Source organism: Clostridium sp. DSM 17811, assembly GCF_018861905.1.
Lineage (GTDB): Bacteria > Bacillota > Clostridia > Clostridiales > Clostridiaceae > Clostridium_AD > Clostridium_AD frigoriphilum.
Genome location: NZ_JAHLDU010000011.1, coordinates 1 through 21,623 on the forward strand (window position 1 = coordinate 1; position 21,623 = coordinate 21,623).

General features: G+C 32.2%; 15 protein-coding genes and 1 pseudogene. 12 read left to right on the forward strand and 4 right to left on the reverse strand.

Translation table 11 applies throughout. The features are described 5' to 3' along the window. The 3 genes from KPL44_RS14300 to nifJ form a co-directional block, all read left to right on the forward strand. Positions 1–676: DegT/DnrJ/EryC1/StrS family aminotransferase (locus KPL44_RS14300; RefSeq protein WP_216251573.1), on the forward strand; the 676-nt coding region annotated here is incomplete at its 5' end. Between the two features lie 414 nt (positions 677–1,090). Then, the gene (locus KPL44_RS14305; protein ID WP_216251576.1) at positions 1,091–2,806 is read left to right on the forward strand and encodes a methyl-accepting chemotaxis protein; all 1,716 of its coding nucleotides are present in this window, start codon (positions 1,091–1,093) and stop codon (positions 2,804–2,806) included. A 319-nt stretch (positions 2,807–3,125) separates the two neighbouring features. Further along, positions 3,126–6,650, forward strand: a complete 3,525-nt coding sequence (nifJ, locus tag KPL44_RS14310) for a pyruvate:ferredoxin (flavodoxin) oxidoreductase (RefSeq protein ID WP_216251579.1) — start codon at positions 3,126–3,128, stop codon at positions 6,648–6,650. Positions 6,651–6,747: 97 nt separating this feature from the next. Here the strand turns inward: nifJ and KPL44_RS14315 are convergent. Together KPL44_RS14315 and KPL44_RS25805 are read right to left on the reverse strand one after the other, a co-directional pair. Next, positions 6,748–7,023 (reverse strand): annotated as a pseudogene (locus KPL44_RS14315) (cation:dicarboxylate symporter family transporter); the annotation flags it as partial. Between the two features lie 81 nt (positions 7,024–7,104). After that, complete coding sequence (locus tag KPL44_RS25805) at positions 7,105–7,233, reverse strand: hypothetical protein (RefSeq protein WP_301182966.1); 129 nt, start codon at positions 7,231–7,233, stop codon at positions 7,105–7,107. 721 nt (positions 7,234–7,954) lie between these two features. On the opposite strand from KPL44_RS25805, the gene KPL44_RS14320 reads away from it, so the two are divergent. Continuing rightward, on the forward strand, positions 7,955–9,013 hold the full coding sequence (locus KPL44_RS14320) for a methyltransferase (RefSeq protein ID WP_253201789.1): 1,059 nt from the start codon (positions 7,955–7,957) through the stop codon (positions 9,011–9,013). Between the two features lie 285 nt (positions 9,014–9,298). On the opposite strand, the gene KPL44_RS14325 is transcribed toward KPL44_RS14320, so the two are convergent. Together KPL44_RS14325 and KPL44_RS14330 are read right to left on the reverse strand one after the other, a co-directional pair. Next, positions 9,299–10,600 (reverse strand): pyrimidine-nucleoside phosphorylase, encoded by a 1,302-nt coding sequence (locus KPL44_RS14325; RefSeq protein WP_216251587.1) that lies wholly within the window; start codon positions 10,598–10,600, stop codon positions 9,299–9,301. 65 nt (positions 10,601–10,665) lie between these two features. After that, entirely contained in the window at positions 10,666–11,847 is a 1,182-nt protein-coding gene (locus KPL44_RS14330; protein ID WP_216251589.1) for a NupC/NupG family nucleoside CNT transporter, read from the reverse strand. Positions 11,848–12,203: 356 nt separating this feature from the next. Between KPL44_RS14330 and KPL44_RS14335 the strand changes: the two genes are divergently transcribed. From KPL44_RS14335 to KPL44_RS14370, 8 genes are all read left to right on the forward strand, one after another. Then, positions 12,204–12,389 (forward strand): hypothetical protein, encoded by a 186-nt coding sequence (locus KPL44_RS14335; protein WP_216251592.1) that lies wholly within the window; start codon positions 12,204–12,206, stop codon positions 12,387–12,389. Between the two features lie 3 nt (positions 12,390–12,392). Then, positions 12,393–12,716: a hypothetical protein gene (locus KPL44_RS14340; protein WP_216251595.1), complete on the forward strand. Its 324-nt coding sequence runs from the start codon at positions 12,393–12,395 to the stop codon at positions 12,714–12,716. 228 nt (positions 12,717–12,944) lie between these two features. Then, a complete protein-coding gene (locus KPL44_RS14345) occupies positions 12,945–15,383 on the forward strand; it encodes a GH36-type glycosyl hydrolase domain-containing protein (protein WP_216251597.1) in 2,439 nt (812 codons plus the stop codon). Positions 15,384–15,777: 394 nt separating this feature from the next. Continuing rightward, positions 15,778–16,815 carry a LacI family DNA-binding transcriptional regulator gene (locus KPL44_RS14350; protein WP_216251600.1) on the forward strand — a complete coding sequence of 346 codons (1,038 nt, stop codon included), beginning with the start codon at positions 15,778–15,780 and terminating at the stop codon, positions 16,813–16,815. 131 nt (positions 16,816–16,946) lie between these two features. Then, positions 16,947–18,305, forward strand: a complete 1,359-nt coding sequence (locus KPL44_RS14355) for an ABC transporter substrate-binding protein (RefSeq protein WP_216251602.1) — start codon at positions 16,947–16,949, stop codon at positions 18,303–18,305. An 81-nt stretch (positions 18,306–18,386) separates the two neighbouring features. Next, complete coding sequence (locus KPL44_RS14360) at positions 18,387–19,286, forward strand: carbohydrate ABC transporter permease (RefSeq protein ID WP_253201779.1); 900 nt, start codon at positions 18,387–18,389, stop codon at positions 19,284–19,286. Between the two features lie 11 nt (positions 19,287–19,297). Next, the gene (locus KPL44_RS14365; protein WP_216251604.1) at positions 19,298–20,158 is read left to right on the forward strand and encodes a carbohydrate ABC transporter permease; all 861 of its coding nucleotides are present in this window, start codon (positions 19,298–19,300) and stop codon (positions 20,156–20,158) included. Between the two features lie 412 nt (positions 20,159–20,570). Continuing rightward, positions 20,571–21,617, forward strand: coding sequence for an FAD:protein FMN transferase (locus tag KPL44_RS14370; protein ID WP_216251606.1), 1,047 nt, complete (start codon positions 20,571–20,573; stop codon positions 21,615–21,617). The last annotated feature ends 6 nt before the right edge of the window (positions 21,618–21,623 follow it).

The window sequence follows — 21,623 nt, forward strand, 5'->3', positions numbered from 1 at the left end:
ACATAATTTATTTGTTATAGAAGATGCAACAGAAGCACTAGGATCTACTTGTGATGGCAAAATGGCCGGAACTATAGGTGATATAGGATGTTTTAGTTTTAATGGAAATAAGCTTATAACTACTGGAGCAGGTGGAATGCTTGTAACTAACAATTTAGAATATGGTGAAAGAGCAAAATTTTTATCTACTCAAGCAAAAGTGGTTACTGACAATAAATCGTTTTACCATTCAGAAATAGGATACAATATGAGAATGCCAAATCTTTTAGCTGCATTTGGAGTAGCTCAACTTGAGAATATTAAAGAATATTTAAAAACTAAAAGAGAAAATGCATTGTATTATAACGAGCTTCTGGGTAAGATTAAAGGAATTACATTGCCAGTTGAAAGAAAAAATGTAGAAAACTGTTACTGGTTATATTCAATCCTAGTTGAAGATGAATATGGTATAACTCGTGATGAACTTATACAAAAATTAAATGTAGGGAAAATAGAGGCAAGACCTTTCTTTATGCCTATCCATGATATGCCTCCATATAAGGGGAGTAAACATGGGGATTTAACTGTTACAAATGAACTTTACGCACGAGGAATAAATCTTCCAAGTTCAGTGGGGCTTACAAAAGAAGATATTAGCAAGGTATGTGAAACAATAAAAAATAGTAGATTAAATTAGGGTTTAGAAAATAAGAGAGCAACAACGTTATGGATAATAAATTCATGGTGTTGTTGCTTTCTTTATTTATGTATGGTTTAAATAGTATTTGTAATAAAAATGAATATTTACTATAATAATGCAAAAAAATAAATAAGACATGTAAACATAACATAAATCAGCAAAATATGTATAAACATAATATAAGATGTAGGTAAAGCTAATATATATGTAAAGAATATGGCAAATTAACCGATATTAAAGTGTGGAATTATACTTAATAGCTTTATTAGTTATGATAATTAAAAATCTTATATTATAAAACATAATGTATTTTTTACAGGTGTTATACATGAAGGGAGTGGCAGATGGAAGATGGCATCGAATAGAAACATAAGATGAAAATTATTATGAATAGAGAAGAGGAGTGTTAAAATGAATTTTTTTGTTAATCTAAGCGTAAAGAAAAAAATTGTGTCAGTGTTTTCAGTTGTTTGTATTTTTATAATTTTAATTGGAGTAGAGGGCATAATAAGTTCAGATAAAATAAACGATGGTTCTATGTCTATATATAGCAATAATCTACAAGCAATAAAAGATTTGGAAGAAACTAAAGGAAATGTAAATAGTATTAGAGCAGAAATGCTTAGAATTGTTTTTGAAAGAGATAAATCAAAATTAGATGAAGAAACAAATAATATAAATGATTTAACAAATGAAGATGTGATATTTGAAAAGGATTACCTAAGTACTCCTTTTACATCAACAGAAGAGGAAAAAGCTTATGGTGATTATAAAAGTGACTTGACAAAATATAGAGAGGGAAGGACTACGGTAATTAATCTCGCAAAAGCTAATAACTATTTGGAGGCAACGAATGTTAATATAAAGCTTGATATAATAAGAATTTCAATGTCTAACAATTTAGGAAAGTGTATTGAAATAAATGTTAAAGCTGCTGAGAAAGCGAACTTAGATAATATAACTCAATTTAGCAAAGCTAGAAATACAATTATAATTTTTACGACTATAGCATTTTTGATTATAATTTCTATGGCTTATTTATTAAGTAAAAATATAGTAAATCCATTAAAGAAAATAAAAGATTTAGCAGGAAGATTATCTAGTTATGATTTTTCTGGAATAATGACGATCACAAGGAAAGATGAATTTGGACAAACTGGGATTGCATTAAACGCTGCTCAGGAAAATATTAAAGAATTGATAAAAGAAATAATGAATAATTCCTCGGATATGAGCGCCTCATCTCAAGAACTCTCAGCCACAGTTGAAGAAATAACAGCTAAAATAGAAATTGTAGACAATTCAACAGTGGAGATAAATAAGTCGGTTCAAGAATCAAGCGCTACATCAGAGGAAATAACTGCCTCTGTTGAAGAGGTTAATTCAAGTATGGAAGCACTATCTTCAAAGGCTATGGAAGGTAGTAGTAATGCGTCGCAAATTAAAGAAAAAGCAAAAGTGGTTAGGAGAGAGGCTAATAAAGCGCTTGAAGACAGTAAGAGTATCTATGAAGCAAAGGAAAAAGAAATATTAATAGCTATAGAAGATGGAAAAGTTGTAAATGAAATAAAGGTTATGGCGGATGGAATTGCGGCCATCGCATCACAAACTAATTTACTAGCATTAAACGCGGCTATCGAAGCAGCAAGAGCAGGAGAACAAGGAAAAGGATTTGCGGTAGTTGCAGATGAAGTAAGAAAACTTGCAGAGCAATCAGCTGAAACTGTAAATACAATTCAAGGGACTATAGTAAAAGTTCAAGATGCATTTAAACATTTATCTAAAAATAGTAATGATATACTTAAATTTATTATAGAAGATATTACACCAGTATTAGAACAATATGCAGAGGCTGGAAAACAATATGGTGAAGATGGGGAATTTGTAAGTTCAATGTCAGAGGAAATAGCAGCTATGTCAGAAGAAGTGGAAGCCTCGATAAATGAAGTTAGTTCGGCAGCTCAAGTTTTGGCACAGAGTTCGCAAATTTCTGCAGAAAATACAGGAAATATTCAAATTAGTATTGATGAAACTTCAAAAGCTATGGAGCAAGTATCGCAAACATCGCAAATGCAAGCAGAACTTGCACAAAAGCTCAATGAGATGGTACAGAAGTTTAAGATTTAGAGTACGATTTATTATATAACTTAAAGCATAAGTATCTACAATACAAAAGCACCAGGTATGATCTAATTTCATACATGGTGCTTTTGTTGTTTCAAAATTGAGAATCACAATAAATACATTTCAAGTTTTTATTGTGATCTTCTTTATAAAAAAAAATTTTTATAAACCGTTTATTGACTTAATTAAGGCAAGGTGTAATAATGAAAGTAACGTTTACAATAGGCGGGGTAACATAAGTAAACGGTATAATAAAATATTATAGTTTATTAAAGGCTATATAAAATAACCATATATAAATACACCAAGGGGGGAATTATATATGACAAAAGTTATGAAAACTATGGATGGAAATGAAGCTTGTGCTTATGTATCATATGCTTTTACAGAGGTAGCAACAATTTACCCAATAACACCATCTTCACCAATGGCTGAGCATGTAGACGAATGGTCGGCTTATGGAAAGAAAAACCTTTTTGGTCAAACAGTAAAACTCGTAGAGATGGAATCAGAAGCGGGGGCTATAGGCGCAGTTCATGGGTCTCTTGAAGCAGGAGCTTTAACTACATCGTATACGGCATCACAAGGCTTGCTTTTAATGGTGCCTACAATGTATAGAATTGCAGGGCAATTAAAGCCTGCAGTTTTACATGTTAGTGCTCGTACAGTAGGTACTCACGCACTTTCAATTTTTGGAGATCATTCAGACGTAATGTCTTGTCGACAAACAGGTTTTGCAATGATGTCTACAGCAAGTGTACAAGAAGTTATGGATTTGTCTGGGGTTGCACATTTAAGTGCAATTAAAGGACGTGTACCATTTTTACACTTTTTTGATGGTTTTAGAACTTCTCATGAAATTCAAAAAATTGAATGCCTTGAATATGATGATTTAGCTAAACTAATAGATCAAGATGCTCTTAGAGCATTTAGAAAAAATTCTTTAAATCCTGAAAGACCTGTGCAACGTAGCACAGTACAAAATCCGGATATTTTCTTCCAGGCGAGGGAGTCAAGTAATAGATTTTATGATGCTATTCCTGGTATTGTAGAAAATTATATGAATGATATTAATAAAATTACAAAAAGAAATTACAAACTATTTAATTACTATGGTGCAAGTGATGCAGACCGTGTAATTATTGCTATGGGTTCTGTATGTGGAGCAATAGAGGAAACAATAGATTATTTAAATGCAAATGGTCAAAAAGTCGGTCTAGTTAAAGTGCATCTATTCAGACCATTTTCAGTGGAGCATTTGTTAAAGGCAATTCCGCAAACAGTTAAAAACATTGCTGTTTTAGATAGGACTAAAGAACCAGGGTCAGCAGGTGAACCACTATTTGAAGATGTGTGTACTGCTTACGTAAACAAGGAAGTTCGTCCAAAACTTTATGGAGGACGTTATGGATTATCATCTAAAGATACAACACCTGCTCAAATAGTTGCGGTATATGAAAATCTTAAACAAAGTACACCTAAAGATCACTTCACTGTTGGTATTAATGATGATGTAACACATCATTCAATCCACGTAGGTGAAGAGCTTGATGTGTTATCAAAAGGAACAATTAGTTGTAAGTTTTGGGGACTTGGTTCAGACGGTACAGTGGGAGCAAACAAAAACTCAATAAAGATTATTGGTGATCATACAGATATGTTTGTTCAGGCTTATTTCGTTTTTGATACAAAAAAATCTGGCGGCGTAACACAATCGCACTTACGTTTTGGAAAAGAGCCTATACGATCAAGTTATCTTGTAAAAGGAGCAGATTTTATTGCATGTCATAATTTTTCATATTTAGAGAAGTATGATATAATTTCTGATTTAAAATATGGAAAAACATTTTTATTGAATTGTTGCTGGAAGGGTGAAGAATTAGAAAAATATCTTCCAAGTAAAGTAAAACAGTATATTGCTAAAAATAACATAGAGTTTTATACAATTGATGCTTCGCGCATTGCTAAAGAGCTCGGTTTAGGTAGACGTTCCAACACTGTGCTTCAAGCTGCTTTCTTCAAATTAGCTAATATCATACCAATAGATGAAGCAGTAGAGTATATGAAGAAATCTATATACAAAAGTTATAGTAAAAAAGGTGATATTATTCTTAATATGAACTATAGGGCAGTAGACAAAGGTATTGAAGGCTTAGTAAAAGTAGAAGTTCCAAGTGTCTGGGTTAATGAGGTCGAGGAAGATTCAGCAGAAGCTATAGATGTTCCTGATTTTATTAAAAATATTCTTATACCTGTTAATGCTCAAAAGGGAGATAGTATTCCAGTAAGTGCTTTTATAGGAATGGAGGATGGTACGGCACCACTAGGTACATCAGCTTTTGAGAAAAGAGGCATAGCAACAGAGGTTCCATCATGGAATGTAGATAATTGTATTCAATGTAATCAATGTTCATTTGTGTGTCCACATGCTGCAATAAGACCATTTTTGGTAAGTAGTGATGAAGTAGAAAATGCACCAAATGGATTTAAATTAAAGGGAGCTAGTGGAAAAGGCCTTGAAGGTTATAAATATAGAATCCAAGTTGACACATTAGATTGTACAGGTTGTGGAATTTGTTATAATGTTTGCCCAGCTAAAGAAAAAGCTCTTACAATGAAACCTATCGAGGCTGAGCAAAAGGAGATGGATAACTGGTATTATGCATTATCATTATCTAAGAAAGAAAACTGTGGTGACATTGATACTGTAAAAGGAAGCCAGTTTATGCAGCCATTACTTGAGTTTTCTGGGGCTTGTGCCGGATGCGGAGAAACCCCTTATGCTAAGGTAATAACACAATTGTATGGAGATAGGATGTATCTTGCTAGTGCAACGGGTTGTTGTCAGGCTTGGGGTGCGGCATCACCATGCGTGCCATATACAACAAACTCAGAAGGTCACGGACCAGCTTGGTCTAACTCATTATTTGAAAACAATGCAGAATTTAGTCTTGGTATGTGCTTAGCGGTGAACCAACAAAGGGAGTTATTAAAGTTAAAGGTAGAGAAAATTATTAATTTAACAAATGATTTAAATGTGAAGTTTTCACTTAAGGATTGGATTGACAATTATAGTAATGGCAAAACATCAAAAGTTATAAGTAAGAAGGCAATTGAAGTATTAGAAAAAGCAAACTTAAGTAAAGACCTTAGGGAACTAGCAAATGAAATACTTAGCAATAAAGAACACCTTGCTAAAAAGTCAATGTGGATGTATGGAGGAGATGGGTGGGCATATGATATTGGATTTGGTGGTCTAGATCATGTTTTATCAAGGGGGGAGGACGTAAATATAATTGTATTTGATACAGAAGTTTATTCAAATACTGGTGGTCAATCATCTAAAGCAACCCCAATAGGTGCTGTTGCTCAATTTGCAGCATCAGGTAAAAAGTTTAATAAGAAAGATTTAGGTATGATGGCAATGAGTTACGGTAATGTTTACGTAGCACAAGTAGCCATGGGAGGAAGTCAAAGTCAATTTCTTAAAGCAGTTGTGGAGGCTGAAAGTTATCCTGGTTCATCACTTATTATTGCTTATGCTCCATGTATAAGTCATGGCTTAAAAGGAGGTATGAGTACTACTCAGGCAAATACCAAACGTGCTGTTGAAGTAGGATATTGGCACCTTTATAGGTGCAATCCAGCTCTTGAGAAGGAAGGAAAGAATCCATTTATTTTAGATTCAAAGGAACCAAAAGGAAGTTTTCGTGAGTTTTTACTTGGGGAAGTACGGTATTCATCATTACTAAGAACTTTCCCTGAAGATGCTGAGGAGTTATTCGAAGCTGCAGAAGAAGCTGCTAATAAAAGATATCAGAATTATAGAAGACTTGCAAATAACTAATGTATTTAAAGCGTCAGGTAAAACAGTGCATGAATAATAAAAATAAACCTTACTCATTTTTTATGAGCAAGGTTTATTTTTGTGAAACCAAATTATATTAACTATTAACTGCAATTTTATTAATTTCTTCTATATATTCATTAGCTTTTATAGGGTTATACTGACCTTCCCATTTGGATATAACTACGCAAGCAAGTGAATTACCAACTACATTTACTGCAGTTCGTGCCATATCTAATATACGATCTATACCTGCTATGAACGCTAGACCCTCTACTGGAATACCTACAGAACCTAATGTAGCTAGAAGTACTACAAAAGATACCCCTGGAACACCGGCTATACCTTTTGAAGTAACCATTAATACAACCATTTATAGTTTTAAAGCTTTGTCGTTTTTGCCTTAGTGTATATTGTATATTATAAAGATGTACTATGTCTATACAATTAATATTTATTTTGGTGTCTTAGGTTTTGCTCCCCAGCATTTGTCACAATTTAGGCAACAATGAGAGGCAAAATTATTACAGTGCCCATTCTTAATTTGATTAGGTAAGTCTGAAGCTTTTTTTGATTTTTTCATCCATTTGAACATATTTTTTATTTCATTTTTTCCTTGTTTATCTAAAAGTATATTAGAGTCTATGATATACCACCCCTTAATATTTTTTAATTTAAGTACTATGCTATACAGTATAATCCTTTTACTTGTAATATGCAGTAACAATTGATACAGAGGTTAATAAAGGAATTTGTAGAAAAATAAAGTAATGAGTAGTATAATACAAATAACCGATTTAATTTAAAACTAAATTTAAAATTATTGTCATATGACAGTATAATAATATAAAAAAACAATTAGGAGGAACCATATGATTGAACCTGCTACTTTTCTTGTTGATGATCACGATGTGCCGGCACTTCACAATGTCATTTTACACCTTGCTAGCATTGGATACTGCGAAAGGAAAATTTGTGAACGTCTAGGCCTCTCAGATTTAACTGAAGTCATGTGGCGTGCTCTGCCAATTTATCGTGAAGAACAACTGGTTACGCGTGATGCACTAAATTCAGCTATAGATTTCTTTTTCTTGCAGGGAATAATTTCGCTAGATGAACTTAACCAAATGCTTGATAATAATGAAAGGGATGTCCTCATTAAGGTAGGAATCATTTTAGTCCATAATAAAAAATGTTATGCAAGTGCTTCACTATATCCTGTTGGGGATTGTTTAGTTTTTTCGGATCATGCTTGGCCACAATTACCACATCCTGGAGTCCTAAATGTACCATATGATCAAGTAATGTACGTTGGCATCGATAGCCGCTGGTTAGCACGAACTACTGTGCGTAACCCCGTGAGTTCGACTCTCGATCTTTGTACTGGATCTGGTGTTCATGCTCTTTTAGCAAGTTCTAACTCCAAGAGGGTGGTCGCTGTGGATATTAATCCTCGTGCCGCTCGGTGTACTTATTTTAACGCCAAAGCATTAGGTTTAACTAACATTGAAGTTGCGGTGGGGGATCTCTTCGAGCCTGTTTATGATGAAAAATTTGATCTTATTACAGCTAATCCACCATTCGTGCCATCACCAGTAGACACACTTGGGTATCGCGATGGTGGAAACTCAGGTGAAGATATTTTACAACGAATTGTAGTTGGGTTACCAAATCATCTAGCTCCTGGTGGGAGTGCACAAATCATTACTGAACTTGGCGAACGTATGGATGAACCGCTTACTAGCAGATTACGTGTATGGCTAAATGGTGCAAAGATGGACATTCTAATTCTTCGTCTTAGTGTTAATTCTGCTGCAAGCTATTCAATAGGACATGCTAATGGTGATGAGGACTACGATACTTTTCTAAATTCGGTTCACGATTGGTCCAGCAATTTAAGAAAGCAGGGTTATACTCAAGTAGTTTCGGTTCTTATTACAATTAAGTGGAGTGATACTATACTAGGAGAACCTTGGACTCGTGTTGAGGAATTGCAACCACCACATAATAATGCTGGCAAAGAGGTAGAGGCATTATTTATTCAGGAAAGGCTATCGCGAAAACTAAATTTATATGAGATACTTAAGCAAAGTAAGATGCGTCGTGCGGGGCCAATAGGGCTAACTGAGGCTCGATTGCTTGGAAGTGAATTACGAGCGAATTCTCAGGCTAATTTATTAGGAAGTGCGTTACCAATCTTTAAATGGCTTAATAATGTTGAAGAAGAAATCTTAGTTCGTATGGAGAAACCACTGACACTTGCTGAAATTATTGTGATTACCCAAGAACTTAACTTCCAGGAGGAAGCTGTAATCTTGGCAATTAGATCACTCATAAGAAATGGATTCATTATAATGACTTAGGTCGAAAACAACCTATCAAATAATATAGTGTGTTGGCTTGAGTTTAGTGAAATAGATTGTAGAATTGCATGGTGGTAATATATATGCGCAGAGTAAATTTGGGGAAGGTAGCACATTTACAATAAGACTCCCGGCAGGCAAGGTACTTGATGAAAATATAATATATAGTAATATTGCGAAAAATGGAAATGAAATTATACGAGTGGAGTTTTCAGACATCTATTCGTAAATTATATTATTAATTAAAGGCAGTTAAGATATAAGTCTTAACTGCCTTGTATGGAGCTACTTTGTAATAACTTCATGAATTAATATTGGCTTAGTTGCATGGTCACTAATAGAGATATTTTCATATATTTTTGTTTTTACATCATCTACATTTTCACGATTTGAATATATAGTTGCAAGAGGATCACCCTTTTTTACAGTGTCTCCTACTTTTCTGCGTAGCATAAGGCCTACTGCCAAATCAATTTTATCTTCTTTTGTTGCCCTTCCTGCGCCAAGTAACATTGCTGCAATACCAATTTCATCAGCTACCATATTTGATACAAAGCCACTAGTTAAAGCAGGAACATCAATTTTATATTTTGCCTGTGGTAATTTTTCTGGGTTATCTACAATTGATTCATCTCCACCTTGATTTTTAATAAATACTTTAAATTTGTCTATTGCTTTACCATTTTTTATTACTTCAATAAGCATTTTTCTTGCTTCATCTAATGTATTTGCTTTTTTAGCAAGTACTACCATCTGACTTCCAAGGGTTAGGACAAGTTCTGTAAGATCTTCTGGACCTTCTCCTCTTAATGTGTCGATGGCTTCTTTAACCTCAAGTGCATTACCAATTGCAAATCCTAAAGGTTGCGACATGTCAGAGATTATCGCCATAGTATTTCTCCCTACATTGTTTCCGATTTGAACCATTGCATGAGCTAAATTTTCTGCATCTTTATCCGTTTTCATGAAAGCTCCTGCACCTGTTTTAACATCTAGAACTATTGCATTAGCTCCGGCTGCAATCTTTTTACTCATAATAGAACTAGCTATTAGTGGAATTGAATTTACAGTTCCAGTCACATCACGAAGAGCGTATAATTTTTTGTCAGCAGGGGTTAAGTTTCCACTTTGACCAACAACTGCAACTTTATCCCTATTAACTAAATCAATAAATTGTTTTATTGTGATCTCTACATGGAAACCGCTAATAGATTCTAATTTATCAATTGTTCCACCAGTATGCCCAAGACCTCGTCCAGACATTTTAGCAACAGGTATATCTAAAGCAGCAACAAGAGGTGCGAGGACTAGTGTTGTTGTATCACCTACACCACCAGTTGAGTGCTTATCAACTTTTATACCCTCAATTCCTGATAAATCAATAGTATCCCCGGAATTAACCATTGCCATAGTCAAATCAGCTCTTTCACGATCATTCATATCTTGAAAATAAATAGCCATTGCGAGGGAACTTGCTTGGTAATCAGGAATAATTCCTTTAGTATAACCTTCTATAAAAAAATTAATTTCTTTAGTTGTTAATTCTTTACCGTCACGTTTTTTTGAAATTATATCTACCATTCTCATTTTATTACCATCCTTTTTATTTTGATTTTATAACATTAATATTATTATATTATTATATGGTTATATTATACAATTAAACCAACAACAGTTGCTGTTAATATACTAACTAAGGTTGCACCAAATAGCAGTTTTAAACCAAACCGAGCAACAACATTACCTTGTTTTTCATTGAGTCCTTTTACTGCTCCAGAAATAATTCCAATCGATGAAAAATTAGCGAAAGAAACTAAAAATACAGAAACAATAGCGGTTGTTCGCGGTGTTAAATGTATAGTGCTAGTTGCCAAACTAGTCATTGCAACAAATTCATTTGATACTAATTTCGTTGCCATTATACTTGCGGCAGGTATTGCTTCATTTAAAGGTACACCCATTAAAATCGCAAATGGTGAGAATACATAGCCAAGTAAATTTTGAAAAGAAATACCGAAAATACCCTTGAAAATCATATTAATCATAGCAATTATGGCTACAAATCCAATAAGCATTGCTCCAACTATGATAGCTACTTTGAAACCATCCATAATGTATTCACCAAGCATTTCAAAGAATGATTGTTTTTTTTCTTCCTGAACTATTAATATATCTTCCTCCGGGGTTACTGTATATGGATTTATAATTGAAGATATAATAAATCCACCAAATAAATTTAAAACAAGAGCAGTTACAACATATCTAGGTTTTATAAGAACCATATAAGAGCCAACTATCGACATAGATACCGTAGACATTGCTGATGCACAAAGTGTATAAAGTCTATGCTCTGGTAATAGACCAAGTTCTTTTTTTACAGAAATAAATACCTCTGATTGACCAAGAATAGCAGCGGCTACTCCGTTATAAGATTCTAGTTTACCCATACCGTTAATTTTACTTAAGCCGAGGCCTATATATTTAATTATAAAAGGAAGTATTTTAAAGTGTTGTAGAATTCCGATTAAAGCAGAAATAAATACTATTGGTAAAAGCACACCTATAAAAAATGTAAATTGATTTGTGTTAACTAATCCCCCAAATACAAAATTTACGCCCTCTGCTGCACATTTAAGCAATAATTGAAAAGCATTTGCTATTCCACCCACTAGAAAATTGCCAACACCAGTATTTAGCAATACAAATCCAAGTATGAATTGTAAAATAACCATTACAACGATAGGTTGGTATTTTACCTTTTTTTTATCAGTACTAGTAAACCATGCAAGCCCTAAGACAACAATTAATCCGAGAATTCCAATAATATATTTCATTTTAATGTTACACCCCTTAAATACCATAAGTTTAATATAATAAAATCATACAACGATTACATTAAAGATAATGTAAAAATGAAATAATTTTATTAAATTTTAAAATAATTTGAAAATGTAGTCCTTATCTGTAGTTAGCAAAATCATAAATATAAAACTACATGGTTTTTAGCAATATTCATTTTAAACCTCCTCTTATGCCTTATCAATAATAAAGCTTATTTGCACATTTGTAAAGTTGTGGGTGAAATTATGCATGATATATAGATATTTAAATATATATAGTTAAAGGATTATAAAAAAAATTTATAGAATTCTTTATATATGTTAATACAAATTATAGGAGGTGATTAATCTTGAAATTAAAAACAGCAACACTAATTGCTTCAATTGGAACATTTTTCATGGTATTATCTGAAATTTATTATACTTTTATAAATGCAGATGGAACGGGTAAAGTGTTTGGGCTTTTTTATTTATTTGGGATGATATCTTTATTTATATTTTTTATGACCTTATATTCAAAACAAAAGGAGAAATAATATATGGGTAATCTTAATGAAATTTTAGAAATTCGAAAAAAAGTATCAGATGGTAATATTGGAGTAATTAATAAAAGAAGTACAATTGGATTTACAATAAAATTAATAGGGAGGATTGTAGCAGGGGTGGGCATATTAGCTGGTCTAATTCTTGGACTTTTGTTAACTACGCCATCGAGTAGTGTAATATCAAATCCCAATCCTTTAAGATGGGTATACGCAATTGCAATTATGGTTTCTTCTTTTATAAGTGGATTTTTATTTATCGGTTTTGGTGAAATTATAATTTTATTAAATGATATTCGATATAATACTAAATCAAAGTAACATTGATTGTATATAGAAAATATAATTAAATAATCAGCTAAATTAAGCAGAATATATATAAAATATATTCTGTATTTTTTATTAATTTAAGAAGTTGTAAAAAAACTCATAAACACGCGTTAATAGAATATAATGTAAGAATTAGAGGTAATTGACGCTTATATGATTATTGATATATTTAAATATTTTATATAAAATAGAATTGTACAAACATAGGGGGGATGAACAATGAAATTTGGTTATTTTGATGATAAAAAAAAAGAGTATGTGATTACTACACCTAAGACTCCGTATCCATGGATTAATTATCTTGGAACAGATGATTTTTTCTCTCTGATTTCAAATACTAGCGGTGGATACTGTTTTTATAAGGATGCGAGGCTTCGAAGGTTAACTAGATATAGATATAATAGTGCACCAGTTGATAGTGGGGGAAGATATTATTATATAAATGATGGTGGCGACGTTTGGACACCAGGATATATGCCTGTGAAAACTGAATTAGATTCCTATGAATGTAGACATGGGCTTGGTTACACTAAAATAAAAAGTGCAAGAAATGGTATTGAAGTAGAGCAATTAATGTTTGTACCTTTAAAGTATCATGGCGAAGTTAATCAACTTAAAATAAAAAATACATCAAATGATACTAAGGAAATTAAGATTTTTTCATTTATTGAGTTCTGCTTATGGAATGCTTATGACGATATGACTAACTTCCAGCGAAATTTTAGTACTGGTGAAGTTGAGATAGATAATTCTGTAATTTATCATAAAACAGAATATAGAGAAAGACGTAATCATTATTCATTTTACTGCGTTAATACAGATATAGATGGGTTTGATAGTGACAGAGAGTCGTTTCTAGGATTATATAATGGTTTTGATTCACCACAAACGGTTATGAATGGTAAATCTAATAATTCTGTAGCGAGTGGATGGTCACCTGTAGCATCACATAGTAAAACATTAAGACTTAAACCTGGAGAAGAAACAAGTTTGATCTTCATAATTGGATATGTAGAAAATGAGGAAGAAGACAAGTGGGAAAGCCATGGAGTTATTAATAAGACTATTGCTAAAGATATGATAGCGAGGTTTAGTACAGATATTCAAGTAGAAGAGGGATTAGAAGCTTTAAGTAAATATTGGCTTAATTTATTATCAAAATATAGTATAAAAACGGATGATGATAAGCTAAACAGTATGGTTAATATATGGAATCCATATCAATGCATGGTAACGTTTAATATGTCTAGAAGTGCGTCATATTTTGAATCTGGAATTGGAAGAGGCATGGGATTTAGAGATTCTAATCAGGATTTACTTGGATTTGTGCATCAGATTCCAGGTAGGGCGCGAGAAAGAATACTGGATATAGCCGCAACACAATTTGAGGATGGTGGAGCTTATCACCAATATCAACCATTAACTAAAAAGGGTAACTTTGAAGTTGGCGGAGGATTTAATGATGATCCGTTATGGTTAATATTAGGCACTGCAGCCTATATAAAAGAAACAGGAGATTTTAGTATACTAAATGAACTTGTGGCTTTCAATTGTGATGATAGCAAAAAAGATACACTTATGGAACATTTAAAACGTTCTTTCTATCATGTTGTAAATAATCTTGGACCTAATGGGCTTCCTTTAATTGGAAGAGCTGATTGGAATGATTGTTTGAATTTAAATTGTTTTTCCACAGAACCAGATGAATCGTTTCAAACATTTGGAGATCCAGATGGAAGAGTTGCGGAATCTGTTCTTATAGCTGGAATGTTTGTATTTATAGGACCAGAATATGTAGAATTATGCAAAAGATTTGACCTGATTTCCGAAGCTACAATAGCGCAGACTCACATTGATAAAATGAGAAAAACAGTTATAGAAAAAGGCTTTGACGGAGAATGGTTTTTAAGAGCATACGATGCTTTTGGAAATAAGGTAGGTAGCAAGGAGAATGATGAGGGACAGATATATATAGAATCACAAGGTTTCTGCGTAATGGCAGGCATTGGGGTAGAAGAAGGTTTAGCTTTAAAAGCATTAGATTCTGTTAAGGAAAAATTAGATACTAAGTATGGCATAATGCTTTTGAACCCAGCTTACAGCAAATATGATGTAAACATTGGTGAAATTACATCTTATCCACCAGGATATAAAGAAAACGGTGGAATATTTTGTCATAACAACCCATGGATAATGATCGCTGAAACAGTTTTAGGTAGAGGGGATAGGGCATATGATGTATATAAAAAGATAGCTCCAGCCTTTGTTGAGGAAATAAGCGAGATTCATAGAACTGAACCTTATGTTTATTCGCAAATGGTAGCAGGAAAAGATGCAATGCGATATGGAGAAGCTAAAAATTCTTGGCTTACAGGAACTGCTGCATGGAACTATTTTGCAATTACTCAATTTATTCTAGGGGTGAAGCCGGAGTATGATGGGCTTCGTGTAAATCCTTGCATTCCAAAAGAGTGGAGTAGTTTTGAGATTGAGAGAACATACAGAGGAGATATATATAATATTAAAATTAATAATAAGAAGCATATTTGTAAAGGTGTTAAATTAATTACGGTGGATGGAAAAGCTATACAAGGAAATATATTACCTGTATTTGGTGATGGATGCGCACATAGAATAGAAATAGAGATGGGAAATTAACCATTTAAGGAGGGGTTCCCTCCTAATTCTTTTGAAATAGAAGGGCTAAGTGCTAGTTATCTAAGTAGTAAAATATAACTGGAACAAAAATTTTAGAAATAAATATAGGTGTAGATGTATTAAATACTGCGTTAACTGATTCTAAAACAGGTAAAAATGGATATATATTATAGAGAGACCAATTAATAGCGTAGTGTAAATATCGTGAGTTTTAAATCCTAAAAAAATGTAAACGATTCTGCAAGAAAATGAGCAATTCGGATGTAAATGGAGTAAATTATGTTAAAACATGGTTATTTGAGGAAATCTAGACATATTATAATTTGAAAAGCATGAAAAATTATAGTATTATTACGTTATAAACACGCGTTTAAATTCTAAAAAGAGGTGCGGAATGAATAGTATAGATATTGCAAAAATAGCAGGAGTTTCAAGAAGCACCGTTTCAAGGGTAATTAACAATTATGATAATGTTCCAGAGGAAACTAGAAAAAAGATTCAGCAGATAATAAAGGAAAATAATTATGTACCACATGCATCAGCTAGAATGCTTGCTGGGGTTAAAAACAGAGTAATTGGTCTTTTTATAATTGATATGAAGACGGATACTAATGGTAAGCAAGTTACTAGTAGTTCTTACTTTACACCATTTACCGGATCGGTTATCGAAAATGCAAGCAAGATGGGTTATAACGTACTTGTTTCTATAGTAAGTAAACAAAAGGATTATAAAAAAGTGAAAGAAATTTTCTATAATAAGACGGTGTCCGGTGGAATATTTATAGGGGAAAAAAATGGAGAGCCAGAAATAAAAGAAATTATAAATTCTGGCTGTAGGGTTGCATTATTAGATCAAGCAGTGAAATCAGATGAAGAAGTTTATAATAAATGTATAATTGTAAATGCTGATAACTACTACGGTGCATACAAGGCTACTAATTATTTAATTGGACTTGGACATTCGAGTATTGCACATATAGTAGGAATATCTGAAAACTTATCAGGTATAGAAAGATTTAATGCTTATAAAAACGCATTAACAGATGCGGGGATTGCTGTAAAAAGTAATTTAATTGTTAAAGGCGATTTTACTATCAATGGAGGATATAATGCTACAAAAAAACTTCTACAAAAGGAAATACCTACTGCAATATTTTGTGGAAATGATATGATGGCAATAGGAGCTATGCAGGCTATTGAAGAAGAAAATCTAAATGTTCCAGAAGATATATCTATAGTTGGATTTGACGATATAGAGGTTGCAAGATATATAAATCCAACGTTAACAACTGTAAGGATGAAACTTCTTGAAATGGCATCGATTGCAACAAATACTTTAATAACATCAATCGAGAGTAATTCAAATTTTTCAGCAAATTATACGTTACCTATTGACTTGATTGAAAGAAATTCGTGTAAGGCTCTAAAATAAACTAGTTTACATGCAGCTACTAAGGAGATGGTTAATCCATATTAAACGCGAGTTTATTAGAATTTGGTTGATATTATAATATTCTTTTTATGAATGTTATTTATTAATAGAAGATTTAAGGGGGGACAATAATGAAAAAAAATTATTTGAAGAAATTTGCATTGTTAACTTTATCGACAATAATGGCTACTTCAATGTTAGCTGGTTGTGGATCAAGTACGGCTACAAAAACAGATTCAGGCTCAAAAGCGGCTACTACAGGTGCTGCTAAATCACCAGCTGACTACACGGGAACTATAAAGATATGGTCATGGAATACTGAGCTTAAAGATTTAGGTATTATAGCTAAGTTTAACAAAGTTTATCCAAATCTTAAAGTTCAACTTGTTTCAATACCAAATGATAATAGTGCATATGTAACTAAAATATCTTCTACAATGAGTGCTGGCGTTGGTGGACCAGATGTTTTTTTAGCAGAATCTGCTTATGTGAAAAAATTTACAAATTTAGATTTTTATGAGGATTTAACAAAGGCGCCTTATAATGCAGAGACACTTACAAGTAAAATGGTACCGTATACTGTAGAGCTAGGACGTAATGAAGGAGATAAGTCAATTAGAGCTTTAACTTGGCAGGCAACACCAGGTGGATTCTTCTATAAGAGAAGTATAGCTAAACAGTATCTTGGAACAGATGACCCTGCTGCTATTCAAAAAATGATGACAACAACAGAGGACTTTATCAAATTAGGAGAGACTCTTAAAACGAAGAGTAATGGAGCGGTTAAGTTATTAGCTGGATATAATGAATTAGTAAATGTAGCTATTGGTAGTCGTACGCAGGGATGGGTAAAAGATGGTAAGTTAGTTATTGATACTAAAATGATGGATTACATCGATCAAGCAACTAAAATTAGAAAAGAAGGTTTAGATGCTAAGTTTACTCAATGGACACCAGCATGGACTGGATCAATGTCAGATAAAACAACATTTGGATATATGCTTCCAACCTGGGGACTTCCTTTTACTTTAGGAATAAATGCTCCAAAAGAAACAGGTAATTATGCATTCGTAAAAGCTCCAACACCATACTATTGGGGTGGAACTTGGCTTGGAGTATCTAGCAAGAGTACACAAAAAGATAATGCTTGGCAGTTTGTTAAGTATATAACTACAAATACAGATTTTATGGAAGCACAGGCAAAAGATAAGGGGGACTTCATGAATAACGTAGATGTTCAAGCTAAATTATCAAGTACAGATGCAGGAAATAATGCATACTTAAAGGGTGAAAATGTATATAAAGTATACACGGAACTTGTTAAAGGCATTGATGGTAAATTGTTTACACAATATGATGATACAATTAACAATGCTTGGAATAAACAAATAGACTTGTTTATAATAGGTAAAACAGCTTCAAAAGAGGATTTTCTTAAAAAATTTAAAGCTGATGTAGTAAATGCATATCCGGATATTAAAGTAGATTAGTTAGATGACATGTAAATAGTAATTAGCCTTATTAACTGTTTTTTAGTAAATAAGGCTAATTTAAAAATAGGGGGTGTCACTTTGGTTAAAGGCAAAATAAATAGAGAAAAGTATGGATTATTATTTATCTCTCCATTTTTTATAACATTTCTTATTTTTCAATTGTATCCTATGATTTATTCATTATATGTTAGTTTTATTAAATGGGATGGCATGTCAAAAAACATTAAATTTGTAGGTCTTGCAAATTACTCAAGATTATTTGCAGATCCTGTTTTTTTAAAGTCTATAGCTAATACTTGGATTATGTGGCTATGCGGGGGTATTCCTCAATTGGTTTTAGCGTTAATATTAGCCGTAGTATTTAATGAAGCAAGATTAAAAGGTAAAGATATTTTTAGAGCGGTATATTTTTTCCCCAATCTAGTTACTGCAACCTCAATTGGTATATTATTTGCATTTTTATTTGATTGGCAGGCAGGCTCAGTAAATAAAATATTGATGAATATTCATTTAATAAAAGAACCGATAAACTTTCTTATGAGTGAAAATTATTCTAGAGGCATAGTGTCACTTACTTCCTTCTGGATGTGGTTTGGATATAGCATGATAATATTTATGGCTGGAATTAAGAATATTCCCGAAGAACTTTATGAAGCTGCAACTGTTGATGGAGCATCTAAAACACAAAGGTTTTGGTCAATAACAATTCCTTTATTAAGGCCAACGATATTATTTTCTGTTATAACATCATTAATTGGAGGAATGCAATCTTTTGATATACCATATGCTTTATCACAAGGAGCTGGAGATCCTAATAATGCAACTACGACAATGGTAATGTATCTTTATAGAACTGCATTTGTAAACAATAACTATGGATATGGTGCTGCTGTAGGGTATGCATTATTTGTAATAATACTTGTATTTGCAATATTATCATTCAAGTTTATAAATAGAAATGCTGATGATTACGAATAAAGGGGGTAGAGATGGAACATAATAATGTGTTAAAAAATGATAGTAAAGAAATAGGCAGAATCATTAGTAAAACGGTTTTGTATATAGCGCTTATAGCGCTTGCCATCTTATGTTTTTTACCATTTTTTATAATGATAATTAATGCTACTCATACTAATGGTGAAATTGCTACAACCTTGTCTTTAAGACCAGGCACTGCATTAATTGCAAATTATCATAGATTACTAGAAAGTCAACCTATATGGAACGGTCTACTAAATAGTATAGTTATAGCAATTGCAGTTACAGCAGTAAGTGGTTATTTTAGTGCATTAACTGCATATGGTTTCTCAAAATTTAGATTTAAAGGAAATAAAATTTTATTTTGGGTACTACTGGGTACAATGATGATACCTACACAATTAGGTATGATAGGATTATTTCAATTGGTAAAAAAACTTGGCTTACTCGATTCATATTGGCCTTTAATAATACCAGCTATAGCAACTCCGGCATCGGTATTCTTTATTAAAGGATATACAGATGGTGCAATAAGCAGGTCACTTATAGAAGCTGCTAGAATAGATGGGTGCACGGAGCTTAAAATATTTAATAGGATAGTATTACCTTTAATATTCCCAAGTGTTGCTACAATGTCTATATTCACATTTATTCAAACTTGGAATAATTTCTTAATACCTCTTATATTGTTATTTGATCCTAATAAGTTTACACTTCCGATAATGGTAATGCTCGCTAGAGGAACATATAAGACAGAATATGGTGCAGTTTTCACAGGTGTTGCGATTTCTATTGTACCTATAATGATAGCATTTATTTTCTTATCAAAGAAGATAGTAGGAGGACTAACGGTAGGTGGAGTAAAAGGATAATGATTTTATTAAAAATGGAAACTAAAAAGTGAACTACTGAAATATATTTATATATATCTCAGTAGTTTTTTTTCGTAAAAGTCTTAAAAAATCAAAAATAACACAAAAATAACATAATCATTTGATAGTTGATACATAATTATTTGATATTATAAATACATAGCAAATAATTAAATTTATTTCTTAATCGGAAGGGAACTTTAACCAAATTTTAATCTGAATTTAACATTCATGTGATAGTTGATACATAATTATTTGATATTATAAATACATAGCAAATAATTAAATTTATTTCTTAATCGGAAGGGAACTTTAACCAAATTTTAATCTGAATTTAACATTCATGATATATTATGGATGTTGCAAGGATAATTAAGTTTGAAATTAAGATATTATAAGGAGGGTTGGTAGAATGCTTATTATTGACAATATCTTAATTATAATAATAGCGTTAATATTTATTATTTTAATTCTAATATTTATAACTGGGAATAATAAAAAATCTTATATTGTTAGAGAATTTTATTCGCTTGGCACTTCTAACCAGTTAAAAGTATATGGAAAGAAAGCAACAAAAGCTATTGAAGAATCAATTATAAAGGTTTGTGAGATAGATAACAAGATGTCAGTCTTTAAAGAAGAGAGTGAAATTTCAAAAATAAGTATAAATGCTGGAAATAAGCCACAAATAGTTAGTAATGATACTTATTATGTTATTCAAAATGCGATAAAGTATTGCAAGCTATCTGAAGGAGCTTTTGATATAACAATAAAACCTATAGTTGCATTATGGGGTATTGGAAAAGAAGGGCAACAGATCCCGAGTAGTAATGAAGTTAATGAGAAGCTTAAAATTGTAAACTACAAGGACATAGTAATAGATAAAAACGATGGATCTATTTTTTTAAAAAATAAGAAACAAGAAATTGATGTTGGAGGTATTGCGAAAGGATATGCTGCAGATGAAGTTAAAAATGTAATGATTAAAAATGGCATTAAGAGTGCACTTATAAATCTTGGAGGAAACATATTAACTCTTGGTACCAAAATCGATGGAACACCATGGAGTGTTGGTATTCAAGATCCATTTAAAACTCGTGGTGAATTCGCTTTAACAATTAGTGTTATTAATAAATCAGTAGTTACTTCAGGAAATTATGAAAGATATTTTGAAGTGGAGGGTAAAAGATTTCACCATATAATAAATCCAAGTACGGGATATCCATCGGAAAGTGATATTGTAGGTGCTACGATAATATCTGATAACTCTATTGATGGTGATGGACTATCTACAGGTGTGTATATTATAGGTGTGGAGAAGGCTATTAAGTTGATAGAAGAGATAGAGGGCGTAGATGCCATATTAATAACTAAAAGTAAGGAAATCTATGTTACAACGGGCATGAAAGGAAAATTTACAATAACGTGTCAGGAGTTTGTATATAAAAATAGGATTTAAAAGGGG

Bases quoted from the DNA above. Each gene is read 5' to 3' on its own strand.
- KPL44_RS14305 (WP_216251576.1), top strand. From the start codon at position 1,091: ATGAATTTTTTTGTTAATCTAAGCGTAAAGAAAAAAATTGTGTCAGTG.
- nifJ (WP_216251579.1), top strand. From the start codon at position 3,126: ATGACAAAAGTTATGAAAACTATGGATGGAAATGAAGCTTGTGCTTAT.
- KPL44_RS25805 (WP_301182966.1), bottom strand. From the start codon at position 7,233: ATGAAAAAATCAAAAAAAGCTTCAGACTTACCTAATCAAATTAAGAAT.
- KPL44_RS14320 (WP_253201789.1), top strand. From the start codon at position 7,955: ATGTACGTTGGCATCGATAGCCGCTGGTTAGCACGAACTACTGTGCGT.
- KPL44_RS14325 (WP_216251587.1), bottom strand. From the start codon at position 10,600: ATGAGAATGGTAGATATAATTTCAAAAAAACGTGACGGTAAAGAATTA.
- KPL44_RS14330 (WP_216251589.1), bottom strand. From the start codon at position 11,847: ATGAAATATATTATTGGAATTCTCGGATTAATTGTTGTCTTAGGGCTT.
- KPL44_RS14340 (WP_216251595.1), top strand. From the start codon at position 12,393: ATGGGTAATCTTAATGAAATTTTAGAAATTCGAAAAAAAGTATCAGAT.
- KPL44_RS14345 (WP_216251597.1), top strand. From the start codon at position 12,945: ATGAAATTTGGTTATTTTGATGATAAAAAAAAAGAGTATGTGATTACT.
- KPL44_RS14350 (WP_216251600.1), top strand. From the start codon at position 15,778: ATGAATAGTATAGATATTGCAAAAATAGCAGGAGTTTCAAGAAGCACC.
- KPL44_RS14355 (WP_216251602.1), top strand. From the start codon at position 16,947: ATGAAAAAAAATTATTTGAAGAAATTTGCATTGTTAACTTTATCGACA.
- KPL44_RS14365 (WP_216251604.1), top strand. From the start codon at position 19,298: ATGGAACATAATAATGTGTTAAAAAATGATAGTAAAGAAATAGGCAGA.
- KPL44_RS14370 (WP_216251606.1), top strand. From the start codon at position 20,571: ATGCTTATTATTGACAATATCTTAATTATAATAATAGCGTTAATATTT.